12 protein-coding genes are annotated in these 24,816 nt (G+C 43.4%); 7 read left to right on the top strand and 5 right to left on the bottom strand.

Annotation, left to right across the window (positions count from 1 at the left end):
- The coding region (locus ISP07_RS11040) for an Ig-like domain-containing protein (protein ID WP_209327645.1) at positions 1-10,286 on the bottom strand (10,286 nt) is incomplete at its 3' end.
- Positions 10,287-10,530: 244 nt separating this feature from the next.
- Between ISP07_RS11040 and ISP07_RS11035 the strand changes: the two genes are divergently transcribed.
- The 4 genes from ISP07_RS11035 (at position 10,531) to ISP07_RS11020 (ending at position 16,782) form a co-directional block, all read left to right on the top strand.
- Entirely contained in the window at positions 10,531-12,543 is a 2,013-nt protein-coding gene (locus ISP07_RS11035) for a TolC family outer membrane protein (protein ID WP_228290594.1), read from the top strand.
- 72 nt (positions 12,544-12,615) lie between these two features.
- Entirely contained in the window at positions 12,616-14,754 is a 2,139-nt protein-coding gene (locus ISP07_RS11030) for a type I secretion system permease/ATPase (protein ID WP_166341760.1), read from the top strand.
- Positions 14,751-16,172, top strand: a complete 1,422-nt coding sequence (locus tag ISP07_RS11025) for an HlyD family type I secretion periplasmic adaptor subunit (RefSeq protein ID WP_209327644.1) — start codon at positions 14,751-14,753, stop codon at positions 16,170-16,172. The genes ISP07_RS11030 and ISP07_RS11025 overlap by 4 nt, the downstream gene beginning before the upstream one ends.
- 22 nt (positions 16,173-16,194) lie before the next feature.
- Positions 16,195-16,782: a LuxR C-terminal-related transcriptional regulator gene (locus tag ISP07_RS11020; RefSeq protein ID WP_054554374.1), complete on the top strand. Its 588-nt coding sequence runs from the start codon at positions 16,195-16,197 to the stop codon at positions 16,780-16,782.
- On the opposite strand, the gene ISP07_RS11015 is transcribed toward ISP07_RS11020, so the two are convergent.
- The 3 genes from ISP07_RS11015 to ISP07_RS11005 all read right to left on the bottom strand — a co-directional run bounded on the left by ISP07_RS11015 (position 16,779) and on the right by ISP07_RS11005 (position 20,017).
- Complete coding sequence (locus tag ISP07_RS11015; RefSeq protein ID WP_209327643.1) at positions 16,779-18,737, bottom strand: LapD/MoxY N-terminal periplasmic domain-containing protein; 1,959 nt, start codon at positions 18,735-18,737, stop codon at positions 16,779-16,781. The two genes, ISP07_RS11020 and ISP07_RS11015, sit on opposite strands and share 4 nt — an antisense overlap.
- A complete protein-coding gene (locus ISP07_RS11010) occupies positions 18,731-19,438 on the bottom strand; it encodes a transglutaminase-like cysteine peptidase (protein WP_209327642.1) in 708 nt (235 codons plus the stop codon). Before ISP07_RS11010 ends, ISP07_RS11015 begins: the two co-directional genes overlap by 7 nt.
- A gap of 120 nt (positions 19,439-19,558) precedes the next feature.
- Positions 19,559-20,017, bottom strand: coding sequence for an LPP20 family lipoprotein (locus tag ISP07_RS11005; RefSeq protein WP_054554372.1), 459 nt, complete (start codon positions 20,015-20,017; stop codon positions 19,559-19,561).
- A gap of 110 nt (positions 20,018-20,127) precedes the next feature.
- Between ISP07_RS11005 and ISP07_RS11000 the strand changes: the two genes are divergently transcribed.
- Entirely contained in the window at positions 20,128-21,318 is a 1,191-nt protein-coding gene (locus tag ISP07_RS11000) for a flagellar assembly protein FlgT (RefSeq protein WP_054554371.1), read from the top strand.
- Here the strand turns inward: ISP07_RS11000 and ISP07_RS10995 are convergent.
- The gene (locus tag ISP07_RS10995) at positions 21,301-22,200 is read right to left on the bottom strand and encodes a LysR substrate-binding domain-containing protein (RefSeq protein ID WP_209327641.1); all 900 of its coding nucleotides are present in this window, start codon (positions 22,198-22,200) and stop codon (positions 21,301-21,303) included. The two genes, ISP07_RS11000 and ISP07_RS10995, sit on opposite strands and share 18 nt — an antisense overlap.
- A gap of 109 nt (positions 22,201-22,309) precedes the next feature.
- On the opposite strand from ISP07_RS10995, the gene ISP07_RS10990 reads away from it, so the two are divergent.
- Together ISP07_RS10990 and nhaD are read left to right on the top strand one after the other, a co-directional pair.
- Positions 22,310-23,038, top strand: coding sequence for a glutathione peroxidase (locus ISP07_RS10990; protein WP_209327640.1), 729 nt, complete (start codon positions 22,310-22,312; stop codon positions 23,036-23,038).
- 232 nt (positions 23,039-23,270) lie between these two features.
- Positions 23,271-24,704 (top strand): sodium:proton antiporter NhaD, encoded by a 1,434-nt coding sequence (gene nhaD, locus ISP07_RS10985; RefSeq protein ID WP_054554368.1) that lies wholly within the window; start codon positions 23,271-23,273, stop codon positions 24,702-24,704.
- Positions 24,705-24,816 lie beyond the last annotated feature (112 nt).

Genomic DNA, 24,816 nt, shown 5'->3' with positions numbered 1-24,816 from the left:
GCCGCATCAACAATCGTTGCTGTCACGGTATAAGCGCCATCAGGCAAGCTCGGTGCTGTGGCTTGCCACGACCCATCGGCTTGCACTGTCGCCGTGGCTGTGTGTATGTCACCATTACTGTCTGTGATGGATATATTCACACTTGCTCCAGCAGACTCAGTAGAGGTGCCCGTAATAAGCGGTGTGCTATTATTGCCTAAGCCATTATCGTTAACCTCCACCACTGGGGTTGTGGTATCAATAGAGCCTGTGGCGTTAACCGTTGTTGGATTACCCGCTTCATCAGTAATTGTCGCTGATACAGTGTAGTCACCTTCGGCGAGTCCATTCGGTACTTCCACGCGCCAACCACCGCTACTGTCAACGGTTGCGGTCAGTGTTTGTACGGTGCCATCATTATCTGTCACCGTTACCGTCACCGTGCCACCAATTTCATTACTACGTCCTGTGAACTCAGGCGTCACATCACTACCAACCCCAACACCCGTTAAGGTTAAGCTTGGTGCAACGGTATCAATGACCCCTGTAACAGTTTCTTCTGTGAGGTTACCCACTCCATCACGCACACTGGCGTCAACAGTAAATTGACCATCGGCTAAGACCGTTGTTGGACTCACTGACCAGTTACCGCTGGCATCCACTGTCGCTGTCAAGGTGCTGCTATCACCATTGGCATCGGTGACGACCACGGTCACTTGTGCACCTTCACCTGCATCACTGGTACCACTGATGAGCGGTGTATTGTCATTCCCTATTGCATCCACGTTAACGGTGAGTGTCGGTGGTGTACCATCAAAGTCACTTGAACTGATAGTACGTACATTGCCTGCAGCATCCGATGCACTGGCTGTTATCGACGCTAGGTTCGCTAACGGCACGGTTAATCCTGTCAGTGACCAATCACCATTGGCATCGGTGGTTGCCGTATATGTCACACTGCCACCGCCTAATAAGGTTTGGGTGATGGTCACTGTGCTACCGGCGGGTAAATCTGATGTACCACTTAAGGTCACCAGTTGACCCAGTAAGAAGGTCGGCACAAAAGCAAGCTCCGGTGGAATGGTGTCGACTTCACCACTGTCACTGGCACTGCTGTTATTACCTGCTGCATCACTGATACTAGCACTGACTGTGTAGTTGCCATCGGCTAAGGCTTGCCCTGCTTCGGCGCTCCAATTGCCTGAAGCATCAGTGGTGACTGTCACGGTATGGCTGATACCATCAGCATCGGTAAAGGTCACGGCGAGTGAGGTATTGGCTAAGTCTGAGGTGCCAGTGACCGTCGGTGTATTGTCGTTGGTCAGCGCTGGCGCATCAATGCTAATCGTTGGTGCCGTCACATCGATGGTGCCTGTTTCAGTATCGCTGCCTTCGTTACCCGCCGCGTCACTCACGGTGGCCACCACGGTATAATCCCCTTCGGCTAATGCCGAACTTGGCTCAACAGACCAACTGCCATCCGCTTGCACCGTCGCTGTCGCACTTTGGACATTACCGGCACTGTCAGTGATAGTAAGCAGCACTAAGCTGCCCACAGCCGCCCCGGTGGTTTGCCCACTGATGAGCGGTGTCACATCATTGCTATCGGCCAAGGCATCAAGGCTAATCGTCGGTGCGGTAATGTCGATTTCACCAGTGGCACTATCGGTGCCGGTATTACCGGCTGCATCGGTGACTGAAGCATTAACAGTAAAACTACCTTCTGCCAGTATAGTGGTTGCAGACACTGACCAACTTCCGTTCGCTAATACCGTAGCGACTAAAGTTTGTGGGTTGCCTTGTGAATCAGTAATGATCACTGTAACTGTGCTTCCTACCGGTGCATCCGTTGTACCACTTATTGTTGGGGTTGTATCATTGGTTTGTGCAATATCATTAATTGCAATGGTAGGAGGGGTTAAATCAATTGTTCCTACAGCAGAGTCTGTACCTTCAACGCCACCTACAGTAACGCTAGCAGTAACCGTAAAATCCCCTTCAGTTAATGCATTATTAGCAGTAACAGTCCAAATACCACCTGAGACACTTACTGTCAGTGTTTCAACTGGATTGGTGCCATCATTTATAGTCACTGTTACCGTACTGCCGTCAGGAGCACTGGTTGTTCCTGAAATAGTAGGCGTTGTATCGTTCGTTTGGCCTAGGGCATCAATTGAAATACTAGGCGCACTGGTATTCAAGGTGAAATTCTCTGTTGCTGAGGCGCTATTTCCTGCTGCATCTTCTACTGTAGCAACCACGCTGTAGTCATCATTCGCTAACGATGAAGAGGTGACAGACCAATTACCAGCACCATCAACGGTTGCAGTCAAACTGATCTCACCACCACTGGTATCTGTTAATACAAGTGAAATAACAGTGCCTGCTGGCTCCGAAGATGTACCACTAATAGTTGGTGTTGCGGTGTTAATTGTGCCTAGATTGTTGATTGTAATGAGAGGCGCTGTAGTGTCTATCGTTCCTGAGCCTGTATCACTCCCTGTATTACCCGCAGCATCTGTGATTGTTGCAGTAATTGTATAGTTACCATCAGGTATTTCAGATGCGTCTGTTTGCCATGTGCCTGCAGCACTTACAACAGCTGTAAAACTATAATTATCGCCATTACTGTCTGTAACTATAATATTTACAATTGTGCCCGCAGGCTCGGTAGATGTACCGCTGATTGTTGGGGTATTATCATTACTTAAGCCATTATCATTCACAACGACTGTAGGATTTACCGTATCAATACTACCTGAGGCACTGATTGTTGTACTATTGCCCGCCACGTCACTCACTGTTGCTGACACAGTGTAATCACCTTCAGCTAAACCGTTTGGCACTTCACTAGTCCAGGTTCCATCACTGCCCACTGTGGCTGAGAAAGTTTGTACCACACCGTTACTATCAGTCACTGTGATAGTTACTAACGCGCCGATTTCATTACTTGTGCCGCTTAAAGTTGGCGTCACATCACTACCCGCCCCAACGCCCGTTAAGGTTAAGCTTGGTGCAACGGTATCAATGACCCCAGTCACCGTTTCTTCTGTAAGGTTACCCACTCCATCACGCACACTGGCGTCAACAGTAAATTGACCATCAGCTAAGACCGTTGTTGGACTCACTGACCAATTACCGCTGGCATCCACTGTCGCTGTCAAGGTGCTGCTATCACCATTGGCATCGGTGACGACCACGGTCACTTGTGTACCTTCACCTGCATCACTGGTACCACTGATGAGCGGTGTATTGTCATTTCCTATTGCATCCACATTAACGGTGAGTGTCGGTGGTGTACCATCAAAGTCACTTGAACTGATAGTACGTACATTGCCTGCAGCATCCGATGCACTGGCTGTTATCGACGCTAGGTTCGCTAACGGCACGGTTAATCCTGTCAGTGACCAATCACCATTGGCATCGGTGGTTGCCGTATATGTCACACTGCCACCGCCTAATAAGGTTTGGGTGATGGTCACTGTGCTACCGGCGGGTAAATCTGATGTACCACTTAAGGTCACCAGTTGACCCAGTAAGAAGGTCGGCACAAAAGCAAGCTCCGGTGGAATGGTGTCGACTTCACCACTGTCACTGGCACTGCTGTTATTACCTGCTGCATCACTGATACTGGCACTGACTGTGTAGTTGCCATCGGCTAAGGCTTGCCCTGCTTCGGCGCTCCAATTACCTGAAGCATCTGTGGTGACTGTCACGCTATGGCTGATACCATCAGCATCGGTAAAGGTCACGGCGAGTGAGGTATTGGCTAAGTCTGAGGTGCCAGTGACCGTCGGTGTATTGTCGTTGGTCAGTGCTGGCGCATCAATGCTAATCGTTGGTGCCGTCACATCGATGGTGCCTGTTTCAGTATCGCTGCCTTCGTTACCCGCCGCGTCGCTCACGGTGGCCACCACGGTATAATCACCTTCAGCTAATGCCGTACTTGGCTCAACAGACCAACTGCCATCCGCTTGCACCGTCGCTGTCGCACTTTGGACATTACCGGCACTGTCAGTGATAGTAAGCAGCACTAAGCTGCCCACAGCCGCTCCGGTGGTTTGCCCACTAATCAGCGGTGTCACATCATTACTATCGGCCAAGGCATCAAGGCTAATCGTCGGTGCGGTAATGTCGATTTCACCAGTGGCACTATCGGTGCCAATATTACCTGCCGCATCTGAAACTTCTGCTTCAATAGTGTAATTACCCTCGGCAAGTACTTCAGTTGCAGCAACTGACCAGCTTCCGTCAGCAGTAGTAATAGCAATTAAAGTTTGAATATTACCAGCACTGTCGGTAACAGTTAGTCTCACCTCAGTACCTGCAGGAACGCCTGAGCTTTGTCCTGAGAATACTGGGGTTGTATCATTTGTGATATTTTGAGGATCAATGAATACACTTGGTGCTGTGGTATCGATATTACCCGTTGCGGTGTCAGATCCTTGATTTCCTGCAGTATCTTGTACTGTAGCAACAACAGTAAATTCTCCTTCAGCAATTGCTACGCTAGGCTCAACAGACCAGCTGCCGTCCGCTTGAACAATCGCTGTCGCTGTTTGAACATTACCAGCACTATCGGTGATTTCTAAATTAACAAGTGTACCTGCTGCCACACCATTCGCTACACCACTGATCAGCGGTGTTACATCAGCACTATCTGACAATGGATCAACACTAATAGTAGGGGCTGTTAAATCAATTAAACCGGTTGCCAAGGTTGAAGCAGAGTTTCCGGCAACATCACTCACAGATGCTTCGACAGTGAAGCTTCCTTCAGCGATAATAACCTCAGCATCAACAGACCATGATCCATCAGCTAATGTGGTAGTAGTTAAAGTTTGGGTATTACCCGAACTATCTGTTATTAATAAAGTTACCTGCGTGCCTTGCGGTACACCTGTTGTTTGACCCGTTAGAGTAGGTGTAACGTCATTTGTATCAGCAATCACATCAATACTAATTGTAGGCGCAGATAAATCGATGATACCTAATTGAGAGTCGCTCGCTTCATTGCCTGCATTATCTACCACCTCAGCTAATACAGAATACTGTCCTTCAGCCAGCGCATTGCTAACTTCTGCTGACCATGAACCATCTTGCGAGATAACAACAGATGCTGTCTGAACGGCTCCTGCACTGTCAGTAATTGTGAGTGTTACGACACTACCAGCCGCCAAACCTGACGTCTGACCCGTAATGATCGGAGTAACATCGTTGCTATCTACTAAGGCATCAATACTGACTGTCGGCGCTGTTACATCAATTACGCCTTGAGCAGCAGCATCACTGGTCAAGCCATCAACTGTTACTGACGCATTAACAGTAAATGTGCCTTCACTTAAAGCTTGCTGTATCTCTACACTCCACTGACCATTCTGCACTGTTGCAGTAAGCTGTTGGCTGTTGTTATTACTGTCTTCAACAATTATAGTTATGACGCTGCCATTAGGGGCATCTGAGGTGCCACTTATAGTTGGCGTTGTGTCATTGGTTTCGTTGATTGCATCTATTGCAATGCTAGGCGCAGCACTATTTAAAATAAAGCTATTCGTTGCTTGGGCCTGATTGCCTGCAGCATCAGTTATTGACGCTGTAACATTGATGTTGCCATCGTCTAATTCTGCAGGCACATCCCCAGACCAACTGCCATCAGCATTAACGGTTGCGCTAAATTCATAGCTGTTAATACCATCTGAGACAACAACCGTAACGATACTACCCGCAGGCTCATTCGTTTGTCCGCTAATTGTAGGCGTTGTATCGTTGACCGTCCCTAAATTGTCAATCGTAATAATTGGAGCAGTGAGATCAACAACACCGTTTTGAGTGATTTGCGTTTGATTGCCAGATTCATCCTCTACACTTGCTGTCACCGTGAACGCCCCTTCAGCTAGAGGCGTATTAGGGCTGATTGACCAGCTTCCGTCCGCAGCCACAACCGCAGAAAGCGTTTGTACCACGCCATCGCTGTCAGTAACGTTGACAGTAACAATACTGCCTGCAGTGACATCAGTTGTGCCTGTGATCAACGGCGTACTGTCATTAGTCAAAGGATCAAAATCTAACGTTAATAAAGGATTAATTCCATCGAACGTACCAACTTCAGTATCCGTGCCTGTATTACCTGCATTATCAGTGATGCTGGCTGTTACAGTAAATTCCCCCTGCGACACTGCACTTGTAACAGGCACTGCCCAATTTCCATCAGCATCAACAGTTGTCGTATAGGTTTGGCTATTATTTTGAGAGTCGACAACAGTAACTGTTACTGTATTACCTGCCGTCGCTCCTTGTGAGCTGCCTGAAATTAAAGGCGTACTGTCATTGATAGCGCCTATGGTATCTATGCTAATAAGCGGTGCAGTCGTATCAACCACTGCGGTGATCGAATCATTTGCGGTATTACCAAATTGGTCGGTAACAGTGGCATCAATCGTAAACTCACCCTCTGCAAGTTCATCTGATACATTGATACTCCAATCTCCATTTGCATCAACTGTTGTTGTAAATGTTTGGCTTGGACCCGAAGCAGGAATAATCACCACCGTGACCACATCACCTGCTGTTGCATTTAATGTTGAACCTGAAATACTGGGTGTTGTGTCGTTTGTTTCGCCTAACGCATCAATTAAGATAGTTAAAGATGAACTATCCACCGTACCCGTTTCTGAATCCGAGGCTTGATTACCAGCTAAGTCAGATACCGTAGCGGTAACCGTGTATTGCCCATCAGCAAGGCTGCCAGGTACGTCTGCACTAAATACACCATTATCATTAGTGATTGCAGTAAACGTCTGACTATTGCCATTTGCATCTGTGACAACTAAAGTGACCGGTGTGCCTGCTGCAACGCCTTGCACTGTGCCTGAAATTGTAGGTGTGTTGTCAGCACTACTTCCTAAGTTATCAAGGCTTATAATTGGCGCGGTTAGATCAATGATCCCTGTCGTCGTATCTTGAGCTTGATTACCAGCAGGATCACTCACTGTTGCGGTAATTGTAAACTCACCCTCAGCCAACACTTGATTTGCACCAACTTGCCAGCTGCTATCTGCATTAACTGTGGTCGTCAGTATTTGCTGATTTCCATTACTATCAACGAGTATGATCGTAACAACCGAGCCAGCATCAACCCCTGATACAATACCTGAAATAATGGGTGTAACATCATTAGAATCGCTAAACTCATCAATTGTGATGGTAGGTGCTGTTAAATCAATCACACCCGTTTCAATGTCTTGTGCGCTATTTCCTGCTTCATCTTGAGTTTGCGCAACAACAGTGAACTCGCCTTCAGCTAGCTCTTGATCAATATTAATCGACCAGCTGCCATCGGCATTTGTAACAGTTGCAAATACTTGTGCACTCCCATTACTGTCGGTAACCGTGACTGTAACTGTGCTACCAGCATTTAACCCTTGTGTTGTGCCAGATATTGTCGGCGTGGTGTCATCACTATCAGCAATTGCATTAATATTAATAATTGGTGCAGTTAAATCTATTGTGCCAGTTGCTGTTGCTGAACTGGTGTTACCCGCTTCGTCGCTTGCGCTTGCAGTGACAGTATAATCTCCCTCAGCAAGCTCATTTAAAGTTTCGACTTGCCATACACCTTGTGCATTTGTGGTGGTTGTTATCGTTTGCACAACACCATTACTATCTGTAATGACTAACGTAACTGTCGTTCCTACTGGTACATCTGCAACAGATCCTGAAATTAGTGGAGTTGTGTCATTAGTATCATTTAACGGATTGATTGAAATAGTAGGATCGGTTAAATCAATGACCCCTATTTCTTTTGCTGTCGCTGTATTACCCACTTCATCGGTTACTGTCGCGGTGACTGTGAATTGACCTTCAGCCAATGCAGTACTTGCTTCAACAGTCCAATTACCGTTTGCATCGGTAATAACTTGTAAAGTTTCAGTCGCTCCATCACTTCCTGTAAATGTAACAGTAACGACTGCGCCTGGTTCAACATCTTGTGTTGAACCAGATACACTTGGAGTCGTGTCATTAGTATCAATAATGAAATTAATACTGACTGTTAAATCTACATTACCAATCGCGGTTGCTTGTGCTTCATTACCTTGAGGATCTAATACCGATGCGACAACTGTAAAATCTCCTTCAGGTAAAGGCTCTGTCAATTGAATAGACCAACTTCCATCAGCTTGAGTGATTGCGAGTAAATTAATAACCCGCCCATCACTTGCTGTAATTGTCAGCGAAATTGTCGTTCCAGTAGCTACGCCATCGGTTTGCCCACTCAGCAATGGTGTTGTGTCATTACTATCAGCAATAGAATCAATTGTGATTGAAATAGGAGAAAATGCGACAGTACCTGTCGTATTTGCAGATGCTGAGTTACCCGCAGCATCACTAACGGTAGCAATTGCCGTAAAACTGCCTTCAGGCAAAGGGCTTATTGCATCAACACTATAACTGCCATCAGCAAGAACAAGCGCCGTCAACGTTTGCGACTGACCATTACTATCAACAACTTGTATTGTAACTTCGGTGCCCTCTGACACCCCTTCAACTCGCCCGACAAAGGTTGGCGTTGTATCATTTGTATTGGCAATAGCTGTTAACGTTATGTCAGGAGCCGTCAAGTCAACAACCCCTTGGGTGTCAGCTTGAGCTGTATTTCCGGCTGCATCAGTTACGGATGCACTTACGTCAAAAATCCCTTCTGCAAGATCTGCGACAACATCTAAACTCCAATTCCCATCAGCATCGGTTACCGTTGTTAATGTTTGAACTTGACCATTAATATCAGTGACAACAACGGTAACAAGTGTGCCTTGTTGAACACCAACAACATTACCACTGATATTTGGCGTAGTGTCCTGCGTATCATCAATTGGCGTGATACTAATCACAGGCGCTGTATTATCAATAACACCAGTGGTCGTTGCTTGCGCCTCATTTCCAGCAATATCAACGGCTGTTGCAGTTACAGTAAACTCACCTTCAACAAGTGCATCAGGCACATCAACGATCCAACTACCATCTTCGGCAACAATTGCAGTTACGGTTTGCACTGTATTATCTGCGCCAGTAATCACGACAGTGATTTCACTACCAACAGTGACTCCACTTACCGTTCCTGAAATAGTTGGCGTGGTATCATTTGTTTCGCCGATGGTGTCAATACTTATAACGGGAGCAGTCAGATCGACTAGACCATTTTCACTATCACTGCCTTCATTGCCAGCCTCATCAACTGCCGATGCAACGACCGTATAAAGCCCCTCAGCAAGTGCTTCAGTCGTAATACTCCAATTTCCTTGATCATCTACTTGCGTCGCTATTACCTGCACTTGTCCTGCGCTGTCTGTAACAGTGATAGTGACAGTATCACCACTGCTAATACCAGACACTGTGCCAGTAATTAGTACATTTTGAATCGCTGAATCAGTAAGTGTATCAATCGTTACAACTGGCGCGACAGTATCAATACTTGCGCCAATATTATCTGATACAGGGTCACCATTTGGATCAAGAGCAACCACATCGACAGTGATTGGACCATCAGGTAATGGGTCAAGTGGTGGGGTTACAAAAGTACCATCTGGTTGGACCACAACAGTCACAACTTGGGTATTACCATTCGCGTCGGTTACTGTCACCGTGACCGTTTGTCCTACTAGGTTTTCAGATGTACCTGATATAACTGGTTGTGGATTATTAGTAAGACCTAATTCATTGACACTCAATGTTGCAATTAACTCATCACCAGGTACAACACCATCTGTTGTATCTCTAGGAGAGAAAATGCCAGTGTTATCAGCGTTAAAGCTGTCATCAAATGCTAAACTAGATGGGTCGATACCTTCAGCGATACGTGCTAGCTCTACAAACGAGGTGCCTCCGCCAGATGCAGCACCACCGCCTCCACCAGCAGCCGTCGCCTCTAAATTATCTAAAATGTCTCCCCCCCCTTCAAGCGCATCTAAAAAATCACTGATATCAGTGCCTGTTTGTTGCTCTGGGGTTGGTTGATTGGGTTGATTTAAACTTGCAATGGCTTCGTCGATACTATCATCGAAAAGGGTATTCTCTGAGTTATCTTGCGTCTCTTTTGCTAGCAAGTCAGGGGTTATAGTCACTGATTTATTGGCAGGGATCGCCAACGACTCTCCTTGTACATCAATTAATATGGTCGAGTTATCTGCGGTAACAACAGTATCTCCTACCGTTATCACATCGCCAACTGAGAGGGCTTTTATAGAACCATCCGCTTGCACTAAGCCTGCAGAACCTTGTACATCAATAACCAGTAATTGATTTGCGTCCATTTGCTTTTCCTCAAACTATGAGTAATACATTTGTATAACTTAAGCTTAGCCAGCAAGTAACACTTTGTTACTGGACCATGGTACAGGTGAACACTAAAAAACAGCACTATTTCACTAATATTCGAATAAACAAAACAATTAATAAAAAACTAAAAGCAACACAAAAGTATCATTTGCAGTATTTGAAATTGTTGCCTAAACCTTAACTTAGCGTGAATAAAAATTAGTCTAAAAAGAGGATCATATGGCTATAAGCAAGCAGTTCACTAGCAAAAAGCTCAGCGCTTTACTTATTTTAATGTTTGCAGCGAATGGAAGTGTATTCGACGCACAAGCAGAACAAACCTCTGTAATGCCTTTGCATTATGTATCTGATAAAGCAATTTCATCTAACCCAGAAGTACAACAAGCTTGGCATGCATTTAAAGCATCAATGTATGGCATTGATGCTGCTCGTTCAGGTTATTTACCAACCGTCGATGTATCAGCGAGTGCAGGTTATGAAAAACGTAACTACGGTATTGAAGATGAATACAACCGCAATACAGCAGAGCTCACATTAGGGCAAATGCTATACGATGGTTTTAGAACATCGAACACAGTTAAGCGCTTTGAACGAATTCAACTGATACGCTATTTCGAACTACTTGATCAAGCTGAGAAGATTGCACTTCAGGCAAGTATTGCTTACCTAGATGTGCAAAAGTTCACTGAGTTAGTTGAGCTTGCTGAAAATAACTTAAAAGAGCACGAGGCTGTCTATCAGCAAATAGAGCAAAGCGTTGGTGCTGGTGTTGCTAGAGCAGCAGATCTTGAACAAATTAATGGTCGCCTCTCGCTTGCGCAATCGAATGTTATGACAGAGTATGCAAACTTGCATGATGTAAGTGCTCGCTATTTACGCATTGTTGGAGAGCTGCCAACAAAAGGAACTGCAAAAGCAAGACTAAGTGATGATGCAATTCCCATCACCATCAATCAAGCACTTGATATAGCTTATAAAAGCAGCCCTAACTTTTACGCGTCTCTGTATAATATCGAAGCGCAAAAAGCGAATGCTGATTCACAACGCTCCGCATTTCATCCTAATGTAGATTTATCTGCACGCTACGGAATGCAAGATAGAGATGAGTTAGGTTTAAATGAAACTCGCTCTGAGGCAAGAGTTGGTATAGATATTCGCTACAATTTATACAATGGTGGCTTAGACAGTGCGAATCTTGATCAAGCCTATCAAGAGATTAATGTTGCTAAATATCAGCGCGACCAAACCTGTATTGAAATCAGACAAAACCTTCAAGTTGCTTATAACAATGTGCAGGTTTTACAAAATAAGATCCCTTCTCTTGCTAGTCATAAAGAGTCATCTAATAAAGTAAAATATGCCTATAAAGACCAGTTTGATATTGGGCAAAGAACGTTACTTGATGTGCTTGACGCTGAAAATGAAGCATTTCAATCAAATCGTTCTTATATCGCGGCTCTATATGACAGACAGTCAGCTATTTTAACTATGCTTGCGGAGATGGGTAAATTACTCGACACGCTCAACGTTACATCCGACAAGTTTCCAAAAATTACAGAGTTAACTGATGACCCAATTGCATTAAATGCAGACAGTATTTGTCCAAAATTTGATGTAGCTGCAACGATTGGCAGACAAGCATTCTTGCAGAAAAAAAAACAGCAAGATAATGCATATATGACAGTAACCGCTATGCCTAGCTACTTAACTATGCCGGCAACTCCTGTCGAAACAGCTACGACATTTGCCGATGATGATAATGATGGTATCGCAAATGCGCAAGATGAATGCCCATCTACTCCTGCATTTACGGAGGTTGATGAAAAAGGCTGCACAAAGTATCGAAGCAACACGAGTAATGTAGAGATTGGCATTCCTTTTCTCGCAGACTCAAGTGTTGTGCGCCCTCAGTATATGCAGGAAATAGCTCGACTTGCTGATTTCTTAAAAGAACACCCCAACAAAAATGTTGAAATTCAAGGACATGCTTCCCTTGAAGGACCAGCCCTTCACAATAGAAAGCTCTCTGAAGAACGCGCATCTTCGGTTGCTGAGATATTAATCCAGCAATACGGTATTGCCCCAAACAGAGTGAAATCGCTTGGTTATGGTGTTGATCAACCAAGAATAAATGAGATTTCAGTTAGAGCAAATGCTGCAAATCGTCGCATTGAAGCAGTGATAACCGACGCAGGTAGCCGCCCAGCAGTCATGAAAGATGGCTGGTCGTAAAGCTCATGGTGAATTTAATACCAATTCGCTTAATTTAGTATTTTTGCGCATTGGTATAAGTATGGATATTGTATGCAAGAAACTGATGCTCAAGATCATGGTGGCAGCCTTGTTGACTGTCTAGAAACCCTATGCCGCTATCATGATCGAGAATTTTCTCGTGAAACATTATTAAGCGGTTTACCCCTTGAGAACGGCTTATTGACTCCGTCAGGTTTTTCACGTGCCGCTAAACGTATAGGCTTTAAAACTAAAATTGTTCACAAACCCCTATGCGACCTTAATACAGCTTTGTTACCTGCGGTGTTAATCCTAAAAGGTAATAAAGCCTGTGTAATTACTGAGCTTGATATCGAAAACGACAGCGCTGAGGTCATCTACCCTGAATTAAATGACTCCGCCGTTAAAATCAGTATTACAAAACTTGCTGATAGCAGCACAGCAATGGTTATTTATGCACAGCCCGAATTCGCTTTTGACGCACGCTCCCCTGTACTACAAAAATTAGCCAAAGATGGCTGGTTTTGGGGAGTCATCAAAGAGTGCCGAAGTTTATACAAAGATGTAGTCGTTTCTGCCATTGCATTAGGCGTATTATCAATTGCGATGCCGCTTTTTGTTATGAATGTGTATGACCGAGTTGTACCCAATCATGCAGTAGAAACCCTATGGGTGCTGGCAAGCGGTGTTTTAATTGCACTCACCGCAGATTTTATTTTACGGTTAGTTCGAAGTTACTTTGTGGAGCTGGCAGCAAGTCGTATTGATGTCAAAGTTTCAGCTGTCATTATGGAACGCGTACTTGGCATGAAACTAAAAAACCGCCCCGCTTCTGCAGGTTCGTTTGCAAGTAATATTCAATCATTTGAAGCGGTCAGAGGCTTCTTTAGCTCTATGACCCTTATTGCGCTTGTCGATTTACCTTTTGTTTTACTCTATTTAATCGTAATCGCGATCATTGGCGTCGAATTAAGCTTACCAATAATCGTCGGGGCTTTGATATTGCTCTGTTACGCATTAGCAGCCCACCGAAAGCTTGAAAGCCTCTCAGAGCAAACAATGAAAGCAAGCTCTATGCGCAATGCAATTTTAGTTGAAAGCTTAACTAATATTGAAGATGTAAAAAGCTTTCATAGTGAGTGTAAAACTCAGTCCAATTGGGAGAAATCAACAATTTACATTGCTCGCGTTAACGCGCAAAGCCGCTTAATTTCATCTTCTATCAGCAATGCAGGTTCATGGGTTCAGCAATGTGTTGGGGTCATAATTATGATGGTTGGCGTACATCTCATTATTTCCGGTGACCTCACTCAAGGAGGGCTCATTGCAGCCTACTTACTTTCGTCGCGTACTATGGCTCCAATTACCCAATCTGCTGCTGTGCTAGCTCAGTTTCATCATGCCGCAATTGCAATGCATTCACTCAATGAAATTATGGATAATGAAGTTGAACGCCCAGCCGGCAAGCACTGGCTAAGTCACCCAGTACTACTGGGTGATATTGAATTTAATGATGTTCGGTTTAAGTACTCTCAAGAAAGCAATGAAGCATTAAGTGGTGTTAGCTTTAAAATAAAGTCTGGTGAAAAAGTAGCGATTCTTGGTCGCAATGGCTCTGGTAAAAGCACAATTGAAAAATTAATTCTCGGCCTGTATGAACCAACTTCTGGCAGTATCTTAATAGATAATAATGATATCCATCAGATCGATCCTGCCGAGTTACGACATAACATTGGCTATGTACCACAAACAATTTCTTTATTTTTTGGCACCCTTAAAGACAATATCACCCTTAGTGCATGGCATGCTAAAGACGAGCAAATTTTATCTGCGTGTCAACAAAGCCAATTATTTGAGTTAATAAACTCACACCCAGATGGTTTTGACCTACAAGTGGGTGAACAAGGCCGGCTACTTTCTGGCGGGCAGCGCCAAGCTGTTGGGATTGCACGTGCGCTTCTGAACAATCCGCCCATCTTACTGATGGATGAACCCACATCAGCACTTGATCACAATAGCGAAAGTAAAATTATTAACAATATTAAGCGCAACTGCCAAGAGAAGACCCTAATTGTCGTCACTCACAGAACCTCATTACTCGAGCTGGTAGACCGCATCATTGTACTTGATAACGGCAAAGTGGTTGCTGATGGCCCCAAGGCACAGGTGTTATCGGCTTTAAATAACCATACAGTAGGAAAAGTATCATGAGTAATAAAAACTTACCTATTGAACAGCGCTCATTTGAGCATCTAAACAAGGTGCTGGAAAAGCAAAAAGCAAAACGTCCCTCTATTTTCTCTAAGCTTTTTTCCGGTTGGTTATCACCGCCAAATAGTCAAGACTGGGTCGTTGACGCACAATGGGAAAAAATGCAGCAACAACCAGCAAGTGCCCGATTACTGCTTTACATTATCTGTATCAGTATTGTTGCGCTTATTGTTTGGTCGGGATTTGCTCATCTCGATGAAGTAGCCAGAGGAGAAGGCCGTGTAATCCCATCTCACAAATTGCAAATAGTGCAGTCGTACGATGGCGGTATGGTCGAGCAGATATTTGTACGTGAAGGACAAGTTGTTAATGCAGGTGATGTTTTAATAAAAATTGATCCCACACGGTTTATTTCTTCATTTAGAGAAAACCAAGCTAAGGTACTGTCTTTGACTGCTAAAGTTGAGCGATTAAAAGCTCTTACGCAAAAAAAACCTCTGCTATTTGCTGCCAGCTTGATAGAGCAAGCACCGGACGCGGTTCTACATGAACAAGCTATTTTTGAAAGCAGTAACAAAGAACTTGAGCAACAGGTTACCATTCATAAACGCCAATTAGAGCAGCGTCGACAAGATTATGCCGAAGCTAGGGCTGCATTACAGCAACACACGAATTCATTGAGTTTAGCTAACCGAGAGTTAGCAGTAACTCGCCCCCTACTTCGCACAGGTGCGGTATCAGACATAGATATAATTCGCTTAGAGCGCCAAATTGTTGAACATACAGGTGAAATAAATCGAACAAAAGCGGCAATAAATCGTAGCCTATCAGCTATAAATGAAGCAAAAAACAAAGTCACCGAAGTTGAGCTTGCCATGATAAATCGCTGGAGTAATGAGCTATCAGAAGCCTTACTCAGGCTTGATGCAATGAAAGAAACTGAGTCTGGACTTGCTGATAAAGTTGCACAAACGGAGATCCGCTCCCCCGTCAATGGAACGGTTCAACGCCTATTAGTCAACACAGTTGGCGGAGTACTCCAACCTGGCAGCGACGCAATTGAAATTATTCCACTCGATGATCAATTGGTTGTTGAAGCTAAAATTCAACCTAAAGACATTGCTTTTTTACGCCCAGGTCAAGCTGCAATGATTAAATTTAGTGCTTATGATTTTGCGATCTATGGCGGCTTAGAGGCTGAAGTTACTCATATCAGCGCTGATACGATTACAGATGACAGAGACAATACATTTTACTTAGTGCAGCTTAAAACAAATCGTAATCACTTTGCAGACAACCTAACCATCATTCCGGGAATGACTACACAAGTCGATATTATTACCGGTAAAAAAACGGTTCTTGAGTATTTATTCAAACCAATTTTGCGTGCAACGTCGCTGGCAATGAGTGAACGCTAGCGGGCTTTTTAATGGAGTAATCATGCGTCGCAGTATTTTTATTACACAAGATGATTTGCAATCGCCTCACTGGTTAAGTGCATTTCCAAATTGCGTAATTCAGACAGCCTGTCCTAAGAAATTATTAGCAGACACATTAGTCTGGTTACTTGCAGACTCTGCGGATTGGCAAGTGCAGCTACAAAAATTAACCGCACAACGACTACCCGTGATTGTGATGACAACTCAGCTGGATATTCAACAACTGTGTGATGCACTGCAACTTGGTGCACGCGGATACATTGAAGCATTTGCAAACAAAACTGTCATCGAACAAGTTGCTGAAACCGTTAACGCCGGTGGAATTTGGCTTCCTGGGCAATTACTTTCAAACTTGGTTGGCGTGCTATCTGGACAAGCAATTAACTATCCGCATCAATGTGATCTGAGTTCTCTCACCAAGCGTGAAAAACAGGTTGTTGATGAAGTTATAAAAGGTGCAACCAACAAACAAGTCGCGCAAGTTTTAAATATTACTGAGCGCACTGTCAAAGAGCACATGAGCTCAATTTTTCACAAATTAAAGGTACGCGATCGAATGCAATTAATGCTTGCTGTGAAGGGTCATTAAACTGACTCTTCAACCGCAACAACACCATCAAAACCAAGCCCTTTTAAGGTTGATTGATCACTTGGGTTTTTAACCCCTTCAGCAACAACCTTAATCCCTAGCGAGTGAGCTAATGAGCATACCCCTCTCAAAAAGCTTTGGTTTGAGTCATTAAAACTAATGTTATGACAATAAACGCTATCTACCTTTATCATCTCAAGGCCAAGCTCTTGGATTTTAGTTAATTTTGTAAACTCAGCCCCAACGCGTTTTAACGCAACTTTTGCACCTATGCTATGCACCTGACTGCAAAAACGCCTGAATAACGGTAAATCTTTAATGGCAGTGTTTGCTCGTACCTCAAAGCAAATTCGCTTAGCAAGTTCAGGGTAAGCACACAATCCTGTCAAAATTGACGCTACGGCCATATCATCATGTAAGGTACCTGCTGAGAGCTCCATCCCCAGCAAGGCACCGTCTGTTAACTCACCATATTGCTTAATCATCAATTTCATTAGGCTCCAATCAAGCCGCGCTAGTAATTGAAGTTTTTGTGCCCATTGATAGTAAAATCCTATTCCGTACTTCTCTCCTTTGAGCAATAAACTCAGTGAAATTTGTTGTTGTAGAAGAACGTCGCTGAACGAGGTAACGGGATATAATGCAATTTCTAGTTGGTTTTCTTTTAATGCTGATTCTATCGTTTCTCGCCAAAAATTAAGATCATCATTTCTAAGCTCAGCAGTACCATCTACAGTAAAGTGGGCATTACAACCAGGCTTTGCAATCGCCACTTTTAATAAGCTATCAACCCGTTTTAACAGCGCTCCTCGCGTATCGTTGGTAGTAACTAAACTGCAACTATGAGATACAGCAAGATCCACCTGTGCGTACTGAGCAACTAATTGCTGATGAGACTGCAAAATATTGTCACTCAACAGTGTTAGATCACTCACATCAGAAAACAACACCAAAAAGTCGACATGCGACATTCGCGCAATATGGCTCTCTCTAAAGCTATCTTCATTTGACTCTAGAAATGCAACTAACGACTGCGAGAAAAGACGTAAAAACTCGACCATCTCTACACGTCCAACTTGCTCTGTTAGCTCGTCAAGATTAACCACCCTAAAAAGGAATAATGCGCCATGCCCTTGTGTATTATCTAAAAAGGTATCTAAGGTCGCATTAAAATACTCACGATTTGCAAGCCCTGTCAGGTCATCGTGCTGGCTCTTAAAACGCATGTCTTCAAGCCTTTGACGGTCTTCTTTCACGATGCGGCTAAAACGTGTAGATAGTAAGTTCATTGAAGAAACTAATTTGGCAAACTCGTATGTTCTAGGCACCTTTGATTTAATAAAGCGCTTTTCTCCTAACGCTATTGCTTGGCGCATTACATCGCTCAAAGGGCTTAAAATTTTCGATAAGAAGTAAGCGCTCGCTATACAAGCAACAACTGCAACAGCAAGAAAACTAAAAAACAAATGCACCGAACTTTGCCAAAGCGCATCTTGTGTATGTTGACTATGACTTTCAACATATAAAGTACCATATTGCTGCCAACCATCACTGACAAGCGCAATGCCGGGTGCTACTTCAAGAGAATATAAATGGCGGAACCAGCTCGGTGCATCAAGCACTAACTCGCCCTTAAATGCACGTTTTATAATAGTCTCGCCATTCGGATCTTTTAATTCAATACGTTGGTAATAACCTGTATCAAACGACGCCGAAAGAAGCAGTTCGATTTCCACCGGGTCCTTATCCATTTGACTCAACATTAGCGCTAATGAATTTGCATTATCTACATTTTTCATTTTAAGTTCGGCTGTAAAATAGTCTTTTGCCGAACTTGTACTAATCAGCAAACTGCTAATAAAGCCAATAATGATCACCACTAAAATGGCAATCCATAACTCTTGTTTCAAAGTAATGGTTTTTTTGCGTTTAAACGCTTTAATTACATTCACCATTTAACTCCTTCTTTACGAGTTTGCTCTAAAATATGTCGCCAACGTGATAGTCTCGCTGTCGGATCGGCTACGCTTTGTGCTGAATTGTTAGCCCAAAGGCCCTTACTGTTAAAGCTGAAAACAGGACTAAGATCGGTGCGCTTTGCAGCAGGCAACACTTTTACGATTAAGCTGTCTAAAATAAGTGGTTGTTCATTGGGTTGACTGTAATAACCCAACACCATGTGGGCTTGGGTCTTCCTAGTTCCAGGTAATTGCGCTTTAACATAAATCAATCGGAGCTTGGTATCGCTTATACCCAAAGCGCGTAAGCTGACGTACTTAGCAATAGCATAATCTTCACAATCACCAAGCCCTGTTCCCATTGTTTCTAGTGGGGTTGCCCAATAATCATTTTGTTTCCATAGCTGGATATCAGTTTGATAACGTAAACTACGCGCAAAAAAATCATTAACGACCAAAATTTGCTGTTGTTCAGGAAGATTTTGAGCATGCTGCAACATGCCTTGCCATTGCCTTGCGACAGTAACTCGCGTGGCACCGTAGCGTTGCTGCATTTGTTGAATAAAGGTTGAGAACTCGATCACTAAGCGCTCAGCTAAAGCACCGCTAGTGACGCAAAATAGAATGACAATTGAAGAAGATAAAAAGCGGTAACGCCCAATAAAACGACAAGCAAAAATACAAGCCTTAGATAACATAAGGCATGCCTTGAAGATATTCAGCTTGAATGTAATCGTGTGTGTTACCCATTATGCTTTAATAAAAAAATATGATTTTTAAAGCATAGCACCCAAGCTGAAACTATGAGAATTTAAGCGCTAATAATACGTTACTTTTTTTACCTGTCGAGGTTTTACTTCGCCGATGTATAAATCGTGCACACGCTTCATATCGAGCTGCAATTCAGTTGCATAGGTATCGCCTACTGCATACGTCTTGATCACCTGTGCACCTTTGATCACACCTTGTACTTGGCTTTGTAATTGATCATTATGTGCGATACTGTTTTGCACTGTGGTACCTGCGGAAATTTTTTGCCCGTAAACTTGCTCAGCAAGCTCTCGATACGCTTCAAGCTTTGAGGCTTTAATCGCAAGAAGGGTGCGCTGCGATTCATTATTACCAGGTTGAGCACTAATAGGCGCATAACCCACGGCTTTTAGCACTGGGTAGCTATCTGGCTCAATGTAAGTGTATTCTACATGTTTATCAAAAATACTACTGCAGCCGGTTAATGCTGCGCAGGCAACCAGCCCGCCGAATAATAATGCTCGCATGATTTATTTCCGCTTAAAACTCTTTGACTACAAATATGCACGTTTAATGCCACTGTGGTACAGTCCTTGCTCGTTAAGGTTATTCATTGGTTTTATTGCTAGGTGTCAGCATGAAAAATAAAACAAGAGCCAACTTTAAGTGGTTCGCTTTAGCCTTTACAATTTTGTTTTCTAACAATAGCTTAGCGCAGTGGTTTGAATCTACAGGTCATGCTGTTATAAAAAATGGCGATACGAGCCAAGCCAAATCTGCCGCTATTAAAGACGCCATAACTCAGGCGTTAGTGTTTTCTGGCGCTCGAGTTAGCTCAGTACAAACCCTCGTTGACGGGGTTTTGACGCAAGATCAGCTAAAAATAAGCAGCCACGGTGAAATCCAAAAAATAGAACTGATCAGCGAAGACCGCCATAATGACACCTATGCTATAACGCTTCGCTTAGATATTTTTGCTCAAGCAGAAGAATGCCCAGCAAACCAATACACTAAATTTATTGCTGTGACACAAAGCCAACTGGCCAACCGCGAGCAAGCGCGCATGGGCCAAATTTTTGACGTAAACAAAGCTATTAGCGAACACCTCTATGCCAGCTTAAACAATACGCAAATGGCTGCAAAGCCAACAGCCTATTACAATATCCCACTGCGAGTAGATCATTTTTTCACTCAGCAATACGATTACAGTAATGCGCTACTTGAAGAGATCACTAGTCGCAGTAACTCGCAATATGTATTACTGAGCCGTATTCGTGACTTATCGGTTAACCATAAGATCAACAACGATTATGCATTTTGGCAAGATGATAGTTTCAAGCGTGCATACAAAGTAGATTACGTATTATTTGATGGCACCACTTACGAAAAGCTCTGGCAAAAAAGCTACCAAACAGAAGGCATTTGGCCGTATAAAAAGACTGAGATCATCGATGTATATAGCGACCGATTTTGGGCAACTGACTATGGCCAAGCTATCAGCGATATAAACCAAACCCTAACCTATGACTTACAAGCAGCCATGGCCTGCTTACCCACGCAAGGAAAAATACTGCATATCGAAAACGATAGGCTAATCATCAACTTGGGTAAGGCGCACGGGATTGAGCAAGGGCAAATTTTAAATATTGCCCATCATAATTACCTAACGGATGCTCAGGGTAATAAGCTTCCGCATAAAATCACCACACTTAACCAGGTAAAAGTAACTCAGCTTTATCAGCAATCAGCGGTAGCCATAAGTATTGATCAGCAACCACTACCAAACATTCAAATAAACGATATTGTTGAATTAGCTACTAGCGAGTAAATGAGCTTGTAGTCCCTTATGAGCATTTAGCCAGTCGGCTAATTGCTCAACGCCTGCTATATGTGGGTAATGCTTACGGGTTGCAATAACAACTTGGCGCTGCTGATTTGGTGTAATTGCTAAGTACTTTACTCCCTCACGTGGTGTACAAGCAAGCTTAGGAACAAAAGTTAACCCATCATCCATTGCCACCAGCGCGAGTAAGGTTTCAATACTATTGCCTTTATATTGATTTGACACCTCAACCCCTGCTGAAAAGCAAAATTGTTCTGCTTGATCTTTAAAGCAATGCCCTTCATTTAGCATCAATAAATCACAACCTTGTAATTGAGCCAGCGCAACCTCAGGGTGTTTTACTAATGCATGTTGTTCAGAAACCGCTACTAAAAAATCTTCTTTATAAAGCGGTGACACATGATAAGGCGCTAAATCAGCCACATCAGCAACAATGGCAATATCAATCTCACCATTATCAAGCGCTACAAGCGTTTGTGCTGTTTGCATTTCTATAAATGAAAACTGAGTTTCACTAAAGGCTTGCTTCATCGACGTTAGCAGCGTTGGCAGTAAATAAGGCGCAATGGTAGGAATAATACCTACATTGATTTTACCCTTTAATGGGTCATGTGAGCTGGCGGCTATTTCTTTAAGCACTTGGATTTGATCTAGGATCAGTGTGATCTGCTTAAGTAGTTGCTCACCTTGCGCAGTCAACGTGACCTGTTTTGTTGAACGGTCAAAAATAACAACCCCCAATTCTTGTTCAAGCTTTTTGACCTGACCACTCAATGTCGGTTGGCTGACATAGCACGCATCAGCTGCTTTTCTAAAGTGCTTATATCGAGCAACTGCTTTTACATATTCGAAGTCTTTTAAATTCATATCACACCACCAATAGCTTTTACCTATCATACTAATACAAACAAACGATTGGAGCTATCATAAATTAAATTGCATAATGGCACTCAACAAATCAAGAGGAATCAAAACAATGTTAAACAATATCGAAGGCCAAAAAGTACCAAACGTTACATTCGCAACACGTGTAGACGAGCAGTGGAAATCAATAACCACTGACGAAATTTTTAAAGGTAAAACGGTTGTGTTATTTGCATTACCTGGTGCATTTACACCAACATGCTCATCAACTCACTTACCACGTTATAACGAGCTTGCAGCTGTATTTAAACAAAACGGCGTTGATGACATTGTTTGTATTTCTGTAAACGATACATTCGTAATGAATGCATGGGCGCAAAACCAAGAAGCGCAAAACATTACTCTATTACCAGATGGTAACGGCGAATTTACCGACGGTATGGGTATGCTCGTTGATAAAAACGACTTAGGTTTTGGTAAACGCAGCTGGCGTTATTCTATGCTGGTAAAAGATGGCGTTATCGAAAAAATGTTTATTGAGCCACAAAAGCCAGGTGACCCGTTTGAAGTATCTGATGCAGATACCATGCTTGAATACATTAACCCAGCACAGGTAAAACCAGAATCAGTGAGCATTATTACTAAACCTAACTGCCCGTTCTGTACCAAAGCTAAAGCGCTACTAGAGGCGAAAGGTTATGTGTACGAAGAAATTGTATTAGGTCAACACGCTTCACTAACGAGTTTAAAAGCAATTTCAGGTCGTGAGACAGTGCCGCAAGTATTTATAGGCGGTGAGCACATTGGTGGCTCTGACGATTTAGAAAAACACTTTGCATAATTTTCAAGTTGGGGCTGCTCGTTGCAGCCCTTTATTATTTTAAAACCTCAACCCATTGATTAAATTACAAATTATACAACTGGTCTGCTCTCGCCATCACCCATATTTATATTCAAAATACCAACACCTTAGTTACCAAATTGTTACATAAAGCCAAGAATAAACTTAAAATGTCTGCAGCTACATTTACTCAAACCGTAACGAATTTAAGATGAATTAAGTGGAATATACAATGAAAAAACTATTACAAGGACTGATCCTATCCTTGCTCTGTTTCGGTGGCCAAGCTCATGCTGCGTCAACTGGTACTATCGATTTACTCACCCATCCTGTTGGCATTATCTGCCTTGTTATTTTTATCTTTGCTTATGTGCTCGTCATACTCGAAGAAAAAATTCACTTACGCAAATCAAAACCCGTATTAGTTGCAGCCGGGATTATTTGGACCCTTATTGCTTGGCAATACAGTGCACAAAACTTATCTGATCTTAGCACCGACGCATTTCGTCATGCCTTGTTAGAATTTTCAGAGTTAATGCTATTTTTGCTCGTTGCGATGACCTACATTAACGCCCTAGAAGAACGCCGTTTATTTGATGGTCTAAGAAGCTGGCTAGTTGCGAGGGGCTTTAGTTACAAACAATTATTTTGGATAAGCGGTGTACTGGCATTTTGTATTTCACCTGTAGCCGATAACTTAACAACCGCCCTACTTTTATGTGCTGTGGTAATGAAAGTTGCAGCAAATGATAACCGCTTTATTGCTATGTCATGCGTAAATATAGTGATTGCCGCTAATGCCGGCGGCGCATTCAGCCCATTTGGTGACATCACGACACTGATGGTTTGGCAAGCCGATGTTGTTGCCTTTACCGAGTTCTTTGTTTTATTTCTGCCAGCTTTAGTCAGCTATATTATTCCTGCCTTTGTTATGTCTTTATTTATCAATAACCGTCACCCTGATACGGCCGATGAAGATATTGAACTTAAACGCGGTGCGCTTCGCATATTGTGCTTATTCTTACTGACAATTTTAACCGCCGTGGTGCTAAAAACCGCCTTTGGTCTACCGCCAGTTGTGGGCATGATGATGGGCCTTGGCTATTTACAGTTTTTTGGTTACTTCTTACGCGTGACACTCCCTGGCTCTCTTGCCAGAAAGCGTGCGATGGCAGAGCGTGAAGGTGATAAAGAACGCTTATCTCGCTTAGGTAACGTTGTTCCTTTTGATGTATTTAGCCGTGTATCGAGAGCAGAGTGGGACACGCTCTTGTTCTTTTATGGCATCGTTATTTGTGTTGGTGGTTTAGGGTTTATCGGCTACTTAGCGCTACTTTCTGATTTACTTTATAACAACTGGTCTGCCACCGGTGCGAACATTATTCTTGGTTTAATGTCAGCGGTAGTAGATAACATTCCAGTGATGTTTGCAGTGCTGCAAATGATGCCTGATATGTCGCACGGTCAATGGTTGCTTATCACGCTAACAGCCGGAATTGGTGGTAGCCTGTTATCAATTGGCTCCGCGGCTGGGGTTGCACTCATGGGTCAAGCGCGAGGGATCTACACCTTTAATAGCCACTTAAAATGGTCACCGGTCATTTTACTCGGTTACTTTGCTGGTGTATTAACTCACTTGTACCTCAATACTGCCTACTTCGGCTAAACTTCTGTAATGTCAAAGTTAAAACCCTTATCACTTTGAGGGTTTTTACTTTAAACATTTCACAATGAGCAGTTTATAAACAACAGCGTCGTAATAAGCTGTGTTTTTGTCG

Origin of the sequence: Pseudoalteromonas sp. PA2MD11 (assembly GCF_017808125.1) — a bacterium.
GTDB classification, from domain to species: domain Bacteria; phylum Pseudomonadota; class Gammaproteobacteria; order Enterobacterales; family Alteromonadaceae; genus Pseudoalteromonas; species Pseudoalteromonas simplex.
Note: the sequence above shows the minus strand (reverse complement) of the source record. Positions and strands in the feature narration are given on the sequence as shown.